This is a genomic window from Roseateles oligotrophus (genome assembly GCF_014204525.1).
Taxonomy (GTDB): domain Bacteria; phylum Pseudomonadota; class Gammaproteobacteria; order Burkholderiales; family Burkholderiaceae_C; genus Paucibacter_A; species Paucibacter_A oligotrophus_A.
The window spans coordinates 566,213-579,746 of the sequence record NZ_JACHLP010000001.1; the positions used below are offsets into that span (position 1 = coordinate 566,213).

The window sequence follows — 13,534 nt, forward strand, 5'->3', positions numbered from 1 at the left end:
GTCGGTCTCCCTGGGAGTTTTATTGGGTCTTCAATTGCAGGGCCGGCGTCACGCCGGCGGCGCGCCAGGCCGGTAGCAGCCCCGCGGCCACGCTGGCCAGCAAGGACAGCAGCAGACTCAGGCCCAGCATGGACAGATCCATCTGCGCCAGGGCGGCATAGCTATTCGGACTCAAGCGCACCAGCCAGAGCCCACCCCAGGCCAGCAGCACGCCCAAGGCGCCGCCGGCCATGCCCAGCGCAGCGGCCTCGACCAGGAACTGCGCAAAGATGTCCTTGCGGGTGGCGCCCAGGGCGCGCCGCACCCCGATCTCGCCCGAGCGCCGCAGGGCCGTGGCCAGCAGCAGGCCCACGGTATTGGTCAGGCAGACCAGCAAAAAGCCGAATGCCAGCCAGACCTGCAGCTTCACGTCCGCGGGCAAGACCTCCTGCTGCACCAGCCAGTCCATCACAGGCCTGGCCCGCGCATTGGGCGGGCGCTGGAAGCGGCCCGCCTCCAGCTGGGCCTTGGAATACTGCTGCAGATAGTCGCGATAGCCCGCCACATCGGCCGGGCTAGCCAGCTCCACCCAGTACTGCAACCAGGCGCAGGGCGCGTTGAGGGCGCGCCGGTCGGCCGGGTTGGCCTCGCCCCAGCAATTCATATTGCCCGAGCTGCCAAAGCGCAGCTGCATGGCGGTCTGAAAAGGCAGGAATAGCTCGGCCCCCTGGCTGTACTTGCCCTGGGTCAGGTCGAAGTAATGCGGCACCGGCCGCCAGGGCTTGAGCACGCCAATCACCCGCAGCGGCACGCCCTTGGCCGTGATCGTGCGGCCCCGGCTGTCGCCGCCACCAAACAGGCGTTCATTGAGCTGGGCGGAAATCACCACCACTCTGGCGGCCTCGGCGTCGGCCTGGGCGTCCCAGCCCGCACCGTAGGCAAAAGGCGCTTCGAACATGGTGAAAAAATCGGCCGAGGCAAAGCGAGAGGGGGCGAAGAAGGGCTTGATCTTGGTGTCCTCCGCCTGCAGCGGGACGTACCCCCCCGTCATCAGCACCTGACGCTGGCCGCGCTTCTCACGCAACAAGGTTTCGGCGTCATAACGGGTCAGCTGCAGGGTCGGTTCGGCGCCGGGTTTGTAGTCGCCGCCGCGGTTCTCGGCGTCCAGCTGCACATTCAGCATGCGGGCGCTCTTGCTCGGGATCGGGTCGGCCGAGAGCACGTGGTAGACGCTCAGCGTGGTCATGCAAGCGCCTATGCCCAGGCCCAGGGCCAGCACCATCAGCACGCTCAGGCCGGGGCTGCGCCGGAAGCTGCGGCGGGCCAGATCGAGGTAGTAGGCAAACATCGAGGCAAACATCAGGAATTCCCCTGCAAAAGAAGATTGACGGCGGCCAGCTCCGCCTCACCCAGCTGGCCAGCCGCCTGCTGCAGCAGCAAGGTGGACAGGACGTGGCGGTGGCGCGCCTGCTGATAAGCCTGTTGCGCGGCCGACTGGCTTTGGATGGCCAGCAAGAGATCGGTCATCGTGCGCGTGCCCAGGGCCTGGCCGGCGCGGGTGGCGGCCAGACCCTGGCTGGCCGCGGCCACGGCGCGGGCCGTGCTCTGCAGCTGGGCCCGGCTGGTCTGGCGCGCCTGGTACTGGGCTTGGGTCTCGCGCACCAGGGCGCGGCGGGCGGCCTCCAGCTCCTCGCGGGCGGCATCGCGCTGGTAGAGCGCCTGGCGCTTTTGCGACTCGGTGGCGCCGCCGGCAAACAGCGGTATCGTCAAACGCAGGGCCAGGGTATGGGCCCAGCGCCCTTCATTGCCGTCGCTGGCCTGACCGGGCCGATTGTCGTAACGCGCGCTGTCCAGCCCCATGCTGAGCGTGGGCAGGTGGGCGGCGCGGGCCGCGGCCACCCGCTGCTCGCCAGCAGCCAGGCCCAGGGCGAAGGCCTGCAGCCCGGGGTTGTGCTGCAGGGCCTGCTCGACCCAGGCCTGGACGCCTTCGTCGCCGCCGGGCTCGGCAGCCAGCTTGAGTTCGACGGCCAGCGGGGCCAGGGCGGCAGCATCGCCGCCCTCCCCGCTGACCTGGCGCAGCGCCTGCCGCGCATCGGCCAAGGCCTCCTGCGCTTCCAGGCCATTGCCCTGGGCCAGGGCGTGGTAGGTGCGCGCCTGGTCCACGTCCACCTGGGCCGACAGGCCGGCCTCGAAGCGGCTTTGCGCCTGCCTGACCTGCTCGGCGAAAGCGGCCTCGTTGGCCTGGACGGTGTGCAAGCTGGCCTGCGCCATCAGCACGGCGAAATAGGCCGTGGCGACGCGGGCGCACAAGGCCTGCTCGGCCGCAAGCAGGCGCGCCTGCTGGGCCGACAACTGCGTCTGCGCCGCATCCCAGCTGCGCAGCTGGCCCAGGTCCAGCAAGACCTGGCTCAGCCGGCTGCTGAGCTCGCTGCGGCGGCTGCCATCGCTGGCCAGACGGCTTTGCGTGGCCTCGGCCTTCCACTGCGGCAGCAGGCCGGCACGGGCTTGTACGACCTGCTCCTGCTGCACGCCGCGCGCGGCCAGCACCTGGCCCAGCACCGGATCGCTGCCACGGGCGCGGGCGTAGACCTGCAGCAAGTCCTCGGCCTGGCTGCTGCGCGGCCAGGCCAGGGCCAGGCCGGCGGCACAGCCCAGCAGGGCCAGCAGCAGCCCCCCGTAGCGACGCGGCCGGTACGTGGGCCCGGATGATTGGGGCCTGGGCATCACGCCGCCTCCAGTTTGAGGCCGGGCAGCTTGAGGCCGGGCAGCTCGGCGGCGATGTCCACCACTTGGCCGTCGATCACATGCACATTGCGCTGAGCGCGGGCGGCCAGCTGCGGATCGTGGGTCACCATCACGATGGTGGCGCCCTCGCGGTGCAGCTCCTCCAGCAGGTCCATCACGCTGCGGGCCATCTGGCTGTCGAGATTGCCGGTGGGCTCGTCCGCCAACAGCAGTTTGGGGCTGCCGGCCAGGGCGCGGGCAATCGCCACGCGCTGCTGCTGGCCGCCCGACAACTCGGCCGGATAGTGCTTGGCGCGGGCCGACAGGCCGACCCGGGCCAGGGCCTCGGTGGCGCGCTTTTTGCGCTCGGCCGCCGGCATACCGCGATACCTGAGCGGCACCTCGATATTGTCCAGCACGCACAGATCGGGGATTAGATTGAAGGCCTGGAAGATGAAGCCGATTTTCTCGTTGCGTATGCGCGAACGGCGGTCATCGTCCATCTGGCTGACGTCCACCCCGTCCAGCCAATAGCTGCCGCCGCTAAAGGCCTCCAGCAGGCCGGCGATGGTCAGAAAAGTGGTCTTGCCCGAGCCCGAGGGGCCGGTGACGGCGACGAACTCGCCCGCCCCCACCGTCAGATTGAAGTCGCGCAAGGCATAGGTTTCCACCATCTCGGTGCGGTAGACCTTGGCCAGCGATGTCATCTTCAGCATGTCTTCACTCCTTGTGTTTGTTTGACTAGATTCAATTCGCAATCGTCACGCGCTCGGCGCCGCGGAAGGCGTCCGCCCCCGACACCACCACCTGCTCGCCGGGCTTGAGCCCCTCCAGCACCTCGACCTTGGCCAGACCTTGCGCCCCCAGGCGGATGGCGCGTTTGACCGCCTGGCCGTCCTGCAGCACATAGGCGCTGTGGCCGCCGCCTTCCTCGATGAAGCTGCCGCGCGCCAGGGTCAGCACGCCTTCGCGGCGGTCCAGCAGCACCCGCACCGACAGGCGCTGGTTCTGGCGCAGCTGCTCCGGCAGCGCGCCATCAAAGCGCAGCCGGGCCGCCACCTCGTTGTTCACCACCTCGGGCGAGATGGAGCTGACCTTGCCGGCCCACTGCTTGCCGTTACCCGTGATCTCACCGGGCATGCCGGCCTGCAGCTCGCGGGCAAAGCTCTCGGCCACCTGCATCTGCACCTCCAGGGCGGACAGGTCGATGACGGAGAGCAGCTTGCCGTCCTTGGCCACGCTCATGCGCTCGCTGACGAAGAGCTGGCCGACCTGGCCGTCCACCGGCGAGCGCAGCCGCAACTCGTCCAGCTGGCGCTCCAGGTCCTTGACCAGCAGTTGCTGGCGCTCCAGGGCCTGGCGCTTGGCCTGCAACTCGAAGCGGGTGGCGTCCAGTTGCAGGCCCTGCAAGGACTGGGCCTGCTTCAAGACCACCTCGGCGCGGGCCAGGGCATCGCCGGCCTGGTCCATCTGCGATTTGGCCGTGGCGCCGGCCGCAAAGGCCTGGGCCTGGCGGGCCAGATCGTTCTGCGCCGATTTGTAGGCGATGGCGGCCGTGTCCAGCGCGCTCTGCGCCTGGGCCTGGCTTTGCCGCACGGCGGCCTCGGCGCGCAAGGCCTCGCTCTTCAAGCCATCGGCATTGGAGCGCTCCTGGGCCAGCCGGGCCTGCAGATCCGGGCTGGCCAGGGTCAGCAAGACCTGACCCTTTTTGACGGAATCGCCGGCCTGCACGGCCAGGCTCACCGTGCCGGCATTGGCCGCATACAGCGTGGGGCTGACGGCCGCCACCACCTTGCCCTCGCCCGCCACATCGCGGGTCAAGCTGCCCCGCTCCACCGTGGCCAGGGTCAGGCGCTCGCGCTTGAAGCTCTCGGCGGCGCCGAGCTGCTGGCGCAACGAGGGCGCGGCCCAGGCCAGCAAGGCCAGCAAGGCCAGGGTGGCCAGGGCGGCCCCCAGCCCGGCCCATTTCTTCAGGCGCCGCGGGGCGGCTTGCAGAACCTGGTCTTGTGCGGAAGTGTCTCGAATCATGGATTTGAAGGGTTTGCTGGCCAAGCCGCTGAACGCGGGACTGCCCCCTTCTTTGCAAGCCGCGTGCCAGCTTGTGTTCGAGCCGCTTTCCCAGGCGGGACAAGCACTTGGCGCCGGCGGCCGGCGCGGCGCCGGTGTCCGCGGACAGTGCTGGACAGTGCCGCGGCCCGCGCCGGACAGTGGCGGACAGGCCGCCGCCCTCAGCCGCCCTCGGCCCGGGCCAGCAGATCGAAGGCCAGCAGCAGCTCGTCCGCCACCGCCAGCAGGCCGGCGCCGACCGAGAAAGGCTGCAGGCCAAAATCCGTCTGCCGCAAGACCAGGGCGCCGCGCAGGCGCAGCCGGTCCGGCTCCAGCCCGGCCTCCACGGCCAGCCATTGGCGACGGCTTTGGCCATGCAGCTCGATCTCCACCTCCAACGCCAGCTTGGGCGCCTCGCCCACCAGGCGCAGGGCGCGCAAGCGCACCCAGGGGTAGGCCTGGGCCTGCAGGCCCGCCAGCATATTGGCCCGGGTCGCCGCCACCGCCTCGGCCGAGAGCGTGCTGGCCCAGCCCGGGCCCAGGGCCGCACGCAGGGCCGGTTCGTCCAGCTGCAACTCGTCCAGGCGCAACAAAAACTCGGCCTGGCCGGGCGCCAAGGCCTGGGCGCCGCCCTGCAAGGCCGCCGCAGGCAGCCAGATCCGGCCCTGCAGGCGCGGCGCACTCAAGACATGGTTATGCCCCAGGCCGGCCGCCCGGCCGGCGCGGAACACATGGATGTGCAGGTGAGATGCGGCCGCGTCCAGGCGGTACAGATGGCTGCCCGCCTGCCCGGCCTTCAGCTCGGCATAACGCTTATTCAACACTGATACCGGATCAGCCTCGCGGGCTTCGGCCACCGGCGGCCTGGGCGCCGGGCTGCTGCATGCCGCCAGGCTCAGCAAGGCCAGCAGCAACAGGGCACGGAAAGCATGGGGGTGGAAACGATGCAGCATGAGAACGGCCGAAAAAGTGGCTCGATTCTGACAGCGCGGACCTGCCCGCATCGACTAGCATGGCGACAAGCCCGCAAAGCCTGATACCCAAGGGGATACCGCATGGCCTCCACCGCATTCCGCCCGGCCCTGGACCTGATGGCCCAATACGCCAGCTACCACCGCGACCAGCGCAATATCGCCACCCATTTCGTCGGCATCCCGCTGATCGTGTTTGCCCTCGGCGTGCTGCTGTCCCGGCTGAGCCTGAGCCTGCCGGGGGGCTGGACCTTCACCCCCGCCGGCCTGACCTGGATCGCCAGCACGCTCTGGTATCTGACCCGCGGCAACTGGGTGTTAGGCCTGACGACCAGCCTGCTCAACGGCCTGCTCTTCGCCCTGGCCGAGCCCCTGGCCGCCGGCAGCGCCGGCGCCTGGCTGGCCTGGGGCCTAGGGCTTTTTGCGCTGGGCTGGGTGCTCCAGTTCATCGGCCATTACTACGAGGGCAAGAAACCCGCTTTTGTCGACGATCTGGTGGGCCTGCTGGTGGGCCCGATGTTCGTCGTCGGCGAGGCCTTGTTCGCCCTGGGCTGGGGGCGTGAGCTGCTGGGCGAGATCGAGCGCCGCGTCGGCCCCACCCATCTGCGCGACCTGGCGCGGCCGCTGGCCTGATGCAAGCCCGGCCCCGCGCCCTGGTCATGGGCGCCGGCAGCATAGGCTGTTATCTCGGCGGCCTGCTGCTTGCGGCCGGCTGGCAGGTGGACTTTGTCGGGCGGCCGCGCGTGCTGCAGGCCTTGCGCGAACAAGGCCTGACCTTGAGCGGCCTGGGCCAGGCCAGCCAGCATCTGCCGGCCACGGCGCTGCAACAGCATCTGCACCAAGCCGGCCCGCCCGCCGGCCTGCAGCCCGACCTCACCCTGCTGTGCGTGAAGAGCGGGGCCACGGCCGAGACCGCCGCCCTTTTGCAAGCCACCCTGCCCGCGGGCAGCCTGGTCCTGTCCATGCAGAACGGCGTGGGCAATACGGCGCTGGCGCAGGCCCTGGCCCCCGCGCTGGACTGGCGTGCCGGCATGGTGCCCTTCAATGTGGCCGAGCTCTCGCCCGGGCAATTCCATCGCGGCACGGCGGGGGTCTTGCGGCTGCAGGGCCGCGCCGACGAAGCCGCCCTGCAAGCCTTGCAAAAAGCCTGGCAAGGCCAGGGCCTGAGCCTGCAACTGCTGCCCACGGCGGCCGCCATGCAGGCCGTGCAATGGGGCAAGCTGCTGCTGAATCTGAACAACCCTGTCAATGCCTTGTCGGGCCTGCCCCTGCGTGCCGAGCTGTTGCAGCGGGGCTATCGCCGCTGTTTCGCGGCCTTGCAGGAAGAGGCCCTGGAGCTGCTGGCCGCCGCTGGCATCAAACCGGCGCCGATGACACCCCTGCCCCCGCGCTACCTGCCGCAGGTCTTACGCCTGCCCTCGCCGCTATTCCGCCTGCTGGCGGCCCGCATGCTCAAGATCGACGCCCATGCGCGCTCCAGCATGGCCGACGATCTGCACCTGGGCCGGCCGACCGAGATCGATGCCTTGTGCGGCGAGCTGGTCCGCCTGGCGGACAAGCTGGGCCGCGCCGCGCCGCTGAACCGCCGCATGGTCGCGCTGGTGCAGGCCTGGCCCGAGCGGCAAGGGCGCAGCTACGCGCCCGGGGAATTGCTGTCGGCCTTACAGGCCTGACTCACAGGCTCTCAGGCCCAGTCCTGCAAGGCCTGATCCACCCCGCCCTTGCGCGAGGGGCCGGCGGGCCGGCGCAGCGGCGTGCCCAGCGCGATCCAGCCCAGCAAGGTCTCGCCGGGGTCACAAAAAGCGGCTTGGATGCCGGGGTCGCGCACCTTGGCGCCGGACAGCATCTTGCCGCCATAACCCAGCAGATGCGCGGCAGTCAGAAAATTGCTGAGCGCCCCGCCCACGCAAGCCCATTGTTCATGGGCCGGCACCTGGGGGTGGCCCAGATCGATGCGGGCCAGCACGGCCACGCTAACGGGCGGGCGCAGGGCGCGCTCGGCGTCCAGCGCGGCGGCGGCCTCGTCCTTGCCGGCCGCGCGCGCGGCCGCGGCAAACAGCTGGGCCATGCGCTCACGCGCCGCGCCCTGGACGATCTTGAAACGAAAAGGCAGCAGCTCGCCGTGGTCGGGTGCGCGCAGAGCGGCCTGGGCCATCAAGGCCAATTCGTCCCGGCCGGGGCCGGGCTCTTGCAAGTGCTTGGGGCCGACGGAGTAACGGCTTAGCAGCGCCTGCAGGGCGGCCTGGCCGCTTGCTTTATCAGTCATGTCCATGTCTCTTCAAAATACCAAGCCGCGCCAGGCCGGATCGGCCACCCGCGCCATGTATTGCACCGCGCCGCCATGGCCCGAGCATTCGGGGATCAGCCCCGCGCGGCTCAGGCCTTGGGCATGCAGGGCATCGGTACAGGCCAGCAGGCGGGCGCCATGCGCCACGGCCTCCTGCATGGCCTGGTAGACCGTCTTGTCCACCCGCTCCGAAGCGCGCAGGCCGGCGGCCACGCCGGGCTGCAGCAGCAGCACCGAGCGGGCGGTGAAATAAATCTCCACCTCCAGGTCCATGGCCGCCGCCGCCGCGGCGTGGAAGAAAGGCGTGACCAGGCGCTCGGGCGCGCTCGGTTCGGCCGCCCACAGCAACAGGGCGATGCCCCTCACGTCTGTGGTTTGATTTGATTCAGCCATGCGTATTGCTCCATGGGCTGGCGTGCCGCCTCACCGCTCAGCAAGGCGGCCTGCTCGCCCACCCAATCGCTGGCCTGCAAGTCCAGCAACCAGCCCTCGCCATAAGGGTCTTGCCAGATCAGCTCCGGCTGTTCTTCCAAGGCCTTGTTGACCTGCAGCACCGTGCCCGACAGCGGTGTCTTGACCGACACAATCGATTTGGCCAGCTCCACCACCGCCATCGCCCGGCCCTGCGCCAGCTCCGTGCCCACGGACTTGGGCCGGCACATATAAATCTCCCCCGAAGCCTTCAGCCCCAGGGCCGTGATGCCCAGGCGGAACACGCCGCCCGGCAACGGCCTGGCCCAGGTCTGCTGCTCGACCAGATAGTGCAAATCGTCGGGGATGAGGAGACCGTGGATCAGCATGATGAGGTTTGGCGTATCTGCACAAGCCTGGGAGCGCCGTAGCGAGCGGGCTCAGGCGGGTTCGAGGAGCGCAGCCGTACTCCTGTACGGCGAGCACCGCAGGGCCCGCATGGGGCCGCGCAGTAGGCGAGCACAGGTTTGTGGCGGAGGGGAATGGGAGTCGAACCCACCCAGCGACGCATGGCGCCACCCACCGGGTTTGAAGCCCGGCCGACCCACCAGGATCGTTTCCCCTCCCAAAAACACGGGGCCGCCCTCATGCGGGCCGGCCTTCTTCATCACCATCATTCTCGCCGCTGAACAGCAGGCTGTCGGGTCGCAGCTTGTGGCTATCGCCCACCCGGCGGCTCAGGCCCACGCGGTCGAAATACTCCAGGATCTGGATCGCCCGCTTGCGGCCCAGGCCGCTCGCGTCGCGAAAGGCCGCCGCCTTCAATTCCTGACCCTCGGCGCCCACGGACTGGCGCGCCAAGGCCGCCAGCCGCGTCATCACCGGGGCCGCATAGTACAGGTCTTTCACCACCTGATGCAGCAGGCCGCTTTGCGCCAGGCGTGCCAGGCTGGTGCGCATCAAGGGCTCGGGCGTCTGGCAGTCGCGAGCCAGATCGCGTGCCCAGGCGCCTTCAAAGCCGGCCTTGTCCAGCCAGGGGGCGATTCTCTGCGCCACCCGCTCGTCGGCCGCATTCAGCTGCAAGCCATGCGCGGGCAGATGGGCCATGGCCCCGCGCTGCTGCAGCTTGCCTTCGGCCAGCAGGCCTTGCACGAGGGCCCGCCACAGAGGCTCGGGCAGGCGGGGCGCGGCCAGGCGGCGCCAGCGCGCCACGTCGGGGCCCAATTCATCGGGAGACTGCGCGTGATAAGCCGCCAGCACGGCCAAGGCGTGCTGGGCCAAGCTCGCGGCCGCGGCCTCGCCCAGCAGCCAGGGGCCGCCGGCCTCATCGGCCGCCGACTTGGCGCGCAAGACCGTGGCCGGCAGTTGCAGGGCCAGGTCTTGCCTGGCGGCCTCCGAGAGCCCCTGGGCCGTGGCCCAGGCGCCCCAGTTCAGGCCCAGGGTCGCTTGCGCCAGCAGCGCTTGCAATCGGTCCTTCACCAAGGGCAGTTGCAAGGCCGCCAGCTCGGCCAGGCGCTGCGGCGTACGCCGATAGCGCGCCGGCGCAGCCGGGTCCAGAACCCGGCCACCAGCCAGTGTGCGGCTGGCCGCGGCATCGCGCAGCACCACGCGGTCGCCGGCCCAGGCGGCCACGGGCTCGCGCAAGACCAGTTGCACCCAGCCCCAGGCGCCGGGCGCCAGGCTGTCTGAGGAACTGGCAGCCTCGCTGTGCAGAATAGCCACCGTACCCATCACCGTGGCCGAGCCCAGATGCACATGCACGGGCGTGCCACTGCGCAAGGCCTTGCTCTCGGCTGGCCAGAGCCGCAGGCGCACGTCCAGGCGCTCGCTGCTCAAGGCCAGCTCGGGGGCGGCCAAGACCTGGCCGCGCGCGACATCCTGCTTGTCCAGCCCCACCAGGCCCAGGGCGCAGCGCTGGCCGGCCTGGGCTTGCTGCACCTGTTGATTCTGCGCATGCAGGCTGCGCACCCGTGCCCGCTTGGGCGCCTGGCCGGCGGCGGGCGGCAGCAGCAATAACTCATCACCCAGGCTGACCTGGCCCGCATGGATGCTGCCGGTGGCCACCGTGCCCACGCCGTCCAGGCTGAAGGCCCGGTCCACCGCCAGGCGGAAGCCCCTTCCCTCGGGCCGGGCCGCCGGGGCCAGCGCCAGCAGATGGGCGCGCAAGGCCTCCACACCCAGGCCGGCAGGGGCGGCCACCTCAAATTGGGCGGCTTGCTCAAAACCGCTGCCCGCCAACAGCTCGGCGATCTCGGCCCGCAGCGCTTGCAGGCGGGCGGCGTCGGCACGGTCGCATTTGGTGATCACCAGCGTCAGCCCGTCCAGGCCCAGCAGGGAGAGCACGGCCAGATGCTCGCGGGTCTGCGGCATCACGCCGTCGTCGGCCGCCACCAGCAGCAAGGCATGGTCCATGCCGGTGGCGCCGGCCAGCATGGTGTGGACCAGGCGCTCGTGGCCGGGCACGTCGACAAAGCCGATGCGCCCACCCCGGCCGTCGTCCATGAAGGCATAGCCCAGCTCGATGCTGATGCCGCGCTTTTTTTCCTCGGGCAGGCGGTCGGTGTCGACACCGGTCAGGGCGCGCACCAGGGTGGTCTTGCCATGGTCGATATGGCCGGCGGTTCCGATGATCAAGCCAGGGCCTCCTGCAGCTGCGGCAGCTGGGCCAGCAGCTGCGCCTCCTGGCGCTCGTCCAGGCAGCGCAGGTCCAGCCAGAGCCGGTCTTGCTGCACCCGGCCCAACACCGGCAAGGGCAGGCCGCGCAAGGCCGTGGCCAGCCCATCCAGAGCCGTGCCCAGGCCTTTTTTCGCCGTGCCCGCCGGGGCAATGAGCAGGCCCGCCGAGGGCAGGGACTCCACCGGCAGCGAGCCCGAGCCGATCTGGCCCAGCATCTCGCTGGTGGCCACGGCATAGCGCGGGCTCAGGGCCTGAGCCAGCGGGGCTTGCAGGCGCGCGGCCTGGGCTTGAATATCGGCCAGCGGCCGGGTCAGCATGCGCAGCGTGGGCAGATCGCGGGTCAGGCGCTCGGGCTGCAGATACAGGCGCAGCGTGGCCTCCAGCGCGGCCAGCGGCAGCTTGGACATGCGCAGGGCCCGCTTCATCGGGAATTTGCGTATGCGCTGAACCAAGGCCTTATCACCCACGATCAGGCCGGCTTGCGGGCCGCCCAGCAACTTGTCACCGCTGAAGGTCACGACGTCGCAGCCGGCCTTGAGCATCTCCTGCGGCAGGGGCTCGCGCGGCAGGCCCCACTGCGCCAGATCGACCAGGGAGCCGCTGCCCAGGTCCGTCACCAGGGGTAGGCCGTGGGCATGGGCGATGGGGGCCAGGCTGGCCTCGTCCACCGCCGAGCTGAAGCCCTGCACACGGTAATTGCTGGTGTGGACCTTCATCAGCATGGCGGTGTTGGGGCCGATGGCGCGCTCATAGTCGGCGGCGTGGGTACGGTTGGTCGTGCCCACCTCCACCAGACGGGCGCCGGCGGCGGCCATCACATCGGGCATGCGGAAGGCGCCGCCTATCTCGACCAGTTCGCCGCGCGAGACGATGACCTCGCGCCCGCCGCCCAGTGCGGCGATGGACAGCAGCACGGCGGCGGCGTTGTTGTTGACCACCGTCGCGGCCTCGGCGCCGGTGATCTCGCACAGCAGGGCTTCGACCATGCTGTCGCGGTCACCACGGCCGCCGCTGCTCAGATCGAACTCGAGGTTATTCGGCGCTGCCATCATGGCCATCACATGCTGCAAGGCCTCGTCGGCCAGCAGGGCGCGGCCCAGATTGGTGTGCAAGACCGTGCCGCTGAGATTGATGACGGCCCGCATGCGCGGCGCCAGCCGGGCCTCGACCCGCTGGCGCAGCGCCGCGCACAAAGCGCCCTCCTCCAGCGCGGCCCTGGCCAGGCCGCCTTGCCGGGCCTGGGCACGCAGCTCGTCCAGCAAGGCGCGCGCCTCCTGGGTCAGCAGGCTGCGGCCATGGGCCTGACAAGGCTCGGCCAGCAGCGGGCTGTTCAGCAGGCGGTCCAGCGAGGGCAGATCCTTGGGCTGGGCCTGCATCAGTGCTGCGCCTCCGAGTCACCCGGCTCGCCCGAGTCACCAAAGAGCAGCTGCAGATTGACGCCGTGGCGGATCAGGCCCGCTTCGGACACCAGCAGGTCCAGGCTTAGCGAGGCCAGATCATCGGCATGGGGCTCGACCTGCTGGTCTTTCTCCATATGCACGATCTTGAGGTAATGGCCGCAGGCTTCGCAGCACTCCACCTGCACACCGCTTGAATGCGGCGGCATGCTGCCGTCTTCGTTCAACAGGCTCTGGAAGCTGATGCCCTGGGTGCTTTGGCAATGCGTGCATTTGACCCGCACATAGTGCCATTGGGCGGCGCAGAGACTGCAGGACAGATAGCGGAAGCCCGAACCCTCGGCGCCGATGCGGGTGATGGAGGCCACCGGGCGCGAGGCGCAGCAGGGGCAGATCAAGGGGTCGTCGATGCGGCCGAAGGGTGCAAGCAATGGGCTGTGCTGGCTGTTCTGCTCGCGTTCGAAGCGCGCCTGCAGCTGGCTCAGCAAGCGCGCCCAATGCACTTGCAGGCCGGCTGCGATCAGGGGGGCGCTGGCCAGGTCCAGACCCGTCATCACGCCGTTCAGCAGGCGGCTGGCTTGCAGCTCCAGATACTGGTCATCGGCGTCGGCCAGTTGCAGCACCGCGGTGCGTGCCGGGCCGGCGGCGATGCGGGCTGCCAATAGCCGCATCAGCTCGCGCAGCTCCTGCAACCAGGCCGGGTCGCGGGCCCAGCTGGCCGCGGGCAAGAGGGGCAGGCCGGCCTTGGCGGCGGCCTCGATCTGGGGCTGCTCGGGCAGGCTCAGGGCCAGCGGGCGGCTGAATACCTCATGCTGGGCCTGGGCCAGCTCGGCCGCAAACAAGAGGTAGTCGCCCATGGCATGGCCCGGCGCCAGCTGGCGCAGGCGCAGGGCGCGCTCGGCAAACAGACCGGGCTGGGGCAGCAGCAGAAAGGGGATCTGCTCGCCGGCACGCACCGCGATTTCTTCGGGGGACATCAACTTGGCAGTGCTTGCACTCATCACGCTTCCAAAAAAGACAGGGCGGGCCCAAGCCCGCCCCTT

Annotated in this window: 13 protein-coding genes and 1 tRNA gene; 2 read left to right on the plus strand and 12 right to left on the minus strand. The window is 69.9% G+C overall.

Annotation, left to right across the window (positions count from 1 at the left end; all coding sequences use genetic code 11):
- Positions 1 to 19: 19 nt before the first annotated feature.
- The 5 genes from HNP55_RS02630 to HNP55_RS02650 form a co-directional block, all read right to left on the minus strand.
- A complete protein-coding gene (locus tag HNP55_RS02630; RefSeq protein ID WP_221439428.1) occupies positions 20 to 1,339 on the minus strand; it encodes an ABC transporter permease in 1,320 nt (439 codons plus the stop codon).
- Complete coding sequence (locus HNP55_RS02635) at positions 1,339 to 2,703, minus strand: TolC family outer membrane protein (RefSeq protein WP_184295886.1); 1,365 nt, start codon at positions 2,701 to 2,703, stop codon at positions 1,339 to 1,341. Before HNP55_RS02635 ends, HNP55_RS02630 begins: the two co-directional genes overlap by 1 nt.
- Positions 2,703 to 3,419: an ABC transporter ATP-binding protein gene (locus HNP55_RS02640; protein WP_184295887.1), complete on the minus strand. Its 717-nt coding sequence runs from the start codon at positions 3,417 to 3,419 to the stop codon at positions 2,703 to 2,705. Before HNP55_RS02640 ends, HNP55_RS02635 begins: the two co-directional genes overlap by 1 nt.
- A gap of 31 nt (positions 3,420 to 3,450) precedes the next feature.
- On the minus strand, positions 3,451 to 4,731 hold the full coding sequence (locus HNP55_RS02645; RefSeq protein ID WP_184295888.1) for an efflux RND transporter periplasmic adaptor subunit: 1,281 nt from the start codon (positions 4,729 to 4,731) through the stop codon (positions 3,451 to 3,453).
- Positions 4,732 to 4,931: 200 nt separating this feature from the next.
- Positions 4,932 to 5,702, minus strand: a complete 771-nt coding sequence (locus tag HNP55_RS02650) for a hypothetical protein (protein ID WP_184295889.1) — start codon at positions 5,700 to 5,702, stop codon at positions 4,932 to 4,934.
- A 102-nt stretch (positions 5,703 to 5,804) separates the two neighbouring features.
- Here HNP55_RS02650 and HNP55_RS02655 point away from each other — a divergent pair, with 102 nt between their 5' ends.
- Both HNP55_RS02655 and HNP55_RS02660 read left to right on the plus strand, forming a co-directional pair.
- Positions 5,805 to 6,353, plus strand: a complete 549-nt coding sequence (locus HNP55_RS02655) for a DUF962 domain-containing protein (RefSeq protein WP_184295890.1) — start codon at positions 5,805 to 5,807, stop codon at positions 6,351 to 6,353.
- Entirely contained in the window at positions 6,353 to 7,393 is a 1,041-nt protein-coding gene (locus HNP55_RS02660; protein WP_184295891.1) for a 2-dehydropantoate 2-reductase, read from the plus strand. The genes HNP55_RS02655 and HNP55_RS02660 overlap by 1 nt, the downstream gene beginning before the upstream one ends.
- Positions 7,394 to 7,404: 11 nt before the next feature.
- On the opposite strand, the gene HNP55_RS02665 is transcribed toward HNP55_RS02660, so the two are convergent.
- The 7 genes from HNP55_RS02665 to fdhE form a co-directional block, all read right to left on the minus strand.
- A complete protein-coding gene (locus HNP55_RS02665) occupies positions 7,405 to 7,986 on the minus strand; it encodes a nitroreductase family protein (protein ID WP_184295892.1) in 582 nt (193 codons plus the stop codon).
- Between the two features lie 12 nt (positions 7,987 to 7,998).
- Positions 7,999 to 8,400 carry a DsrE family protein gene (locus HNP55_RS02670; RefSeq protein WP_184295893.1) on the minus strand — a complete coding sequence of 134 codons (402 nt, stop codon included), beginning with the start codon at positions 8,398 to 8,400 and terminating at the stop codon, positions 7,999 to 8,001.
- Positions 8,370 to 8,807: a glycine cleavage system protein H gene (locus HNP55_RS02675; protein WP_184295894.1), complete on the minus strand. Its 438-nt coding sequence runs from the start codon at positions 8,805 to 8,807 to the stop codon at positions 8,370 to 8,372. The genes HNP55_RS02670 and HNP55_RS02675 overlap by 31 nt, the downstream gene beginning before the upstream one ends.
- Positions 8,808 to 8,948: 141 nt before the next feature.
- Positions 8,949 to 9,044: transfer RNA gene (locus tag HNP55_RS02680), tRNA-Sec, on the minus strand.
- 19 nt (positions 9,045 to 9,063) lie between these two features.
- The gene (gene selB, locus HNP55_RS02685; RefSeq protein ID WP_184295895.1) at positions 9,064 to 11,052 is read right to left on the minus strand and encodes a selenocysteine-specific translation elongation factor; all 1,989 of its coding nucleotides are present in this window, start codon (positions 11,050 to 11,052) and stop codon (positions 9,064 to 9,066) included.
- Positions 11,049 to 12,470 carry an L-seryl-tRNA(Sec) selenium transferase gene (selA, locus tag HNP55_RS02690; protein WP_184295896.1) on the minus strand — a complete coding sequence of 474 codons (1,422 nt, stop codon included), beginning with the start codon at positions 12,468 to 12,470 and terminating at the stop codon, positions 11,049 to 11,051. Before selA ends, selB begins: the two co-directional genes overlap by 4 nt.
- Complete coding sequence (gene fdhE, locus HNP55_RS02695) at positions 12,470 to 13,492, minus strand: formate dehydrogenase accessory protein FdhE (protein ID WP_221439429.1); 1,023 nt, start codon at positions 13,490 to 13,492, stop codon at positions 12,470 to 12,472. Before fdhE ends, selA begins: the two co-directional genes overlap by 1 nt.
- Positions 13,493 to 13,534 lie beyond the last annotated feature (42 nt).

Coding starts and splice junctions, on each gene's coding strand:
- HNP55_RS02630 (WP_221439428.1), bottom strand. CDS start 1,339: ATGTTTGCCTCGATGTTTGCCTACTACCTCGATCTGGCCCGCCGCAGC.
- HNP55_RS02635 (WP_184295886.1), bottom strand. CDS start 2,703: ATGCCCAGGCCCCAATCATCCGGGCCCACGTACCGGCCGCGTCGCTAC.
- HNP55_RS02640 (WP_184295887.1), bottom strand. CDS start 3,419: ATGCTGAAGATGACATCGCTGGCCAAGGTCTACCGCACCGAGATGGTG.
- HNP55_RS02645 (WP_184295888.1), bottom strand. CDS start 4,731: ATGATTCGAGACACTTCCGCACAAGACCAGGTTCTGCAAGCCGCCCCG.
- HNP55_RS02650 (WP_184295889.1), bottom strand. CDS start 5,702: ATGCTGCATCGTTTCCACCCCCATGCTTTCCGTGCCCTGTTGCTGCTG.
- HNP55_RS02655 (WP_184295890.1), top strand. CDS start 5,805: ATGGCCTCCACCGCATTCCGCCCGGCCCTGGACCTGATGGCCCAATAC.
- HNP55_RS02660 (WP_184295891.1), top strand. CDS start 6,353: ATGCAAGCCCGGCCCCGCGCCCTGGTCATGGGCGCCGGCAGCATAGGC.
- HNP55_RS02665 (WP_184295892.1), bottom strand. CDS start 7,986: ATGACTGATAAAGCAAGCGGCCAGGCCGCCCTGCAGGCGCTGCTAAGC.
- HNP55_RS02670 (WP_184295893.1), bottom strand. CDS start 8,400: ATGGCTGAATCAAATCAAACCACAGACGTGAGGGGCATCGCCCTGTTG.
- HNP55_RS02675 (WP_184295894.1), bottom strand. CDS start 8,807: ATGCTGATCCACGGTCTCCTCATCCCCGACGATTTGCACTATCTGGTC.
- selA (WP_184295896.1), bottom strand. CDS start 12,470: ATGCAGGCCCAGCCCAAGGATCTGCCCTCGCTGGACCGCCTGCTGAAC.
- fdhE (WP_221439429.1), bottom strand. CDS start 13,492: ATGAGTGCAAGCACTGCCAAGTTGATGTCCCCCGAAGAAATCGCGGTG.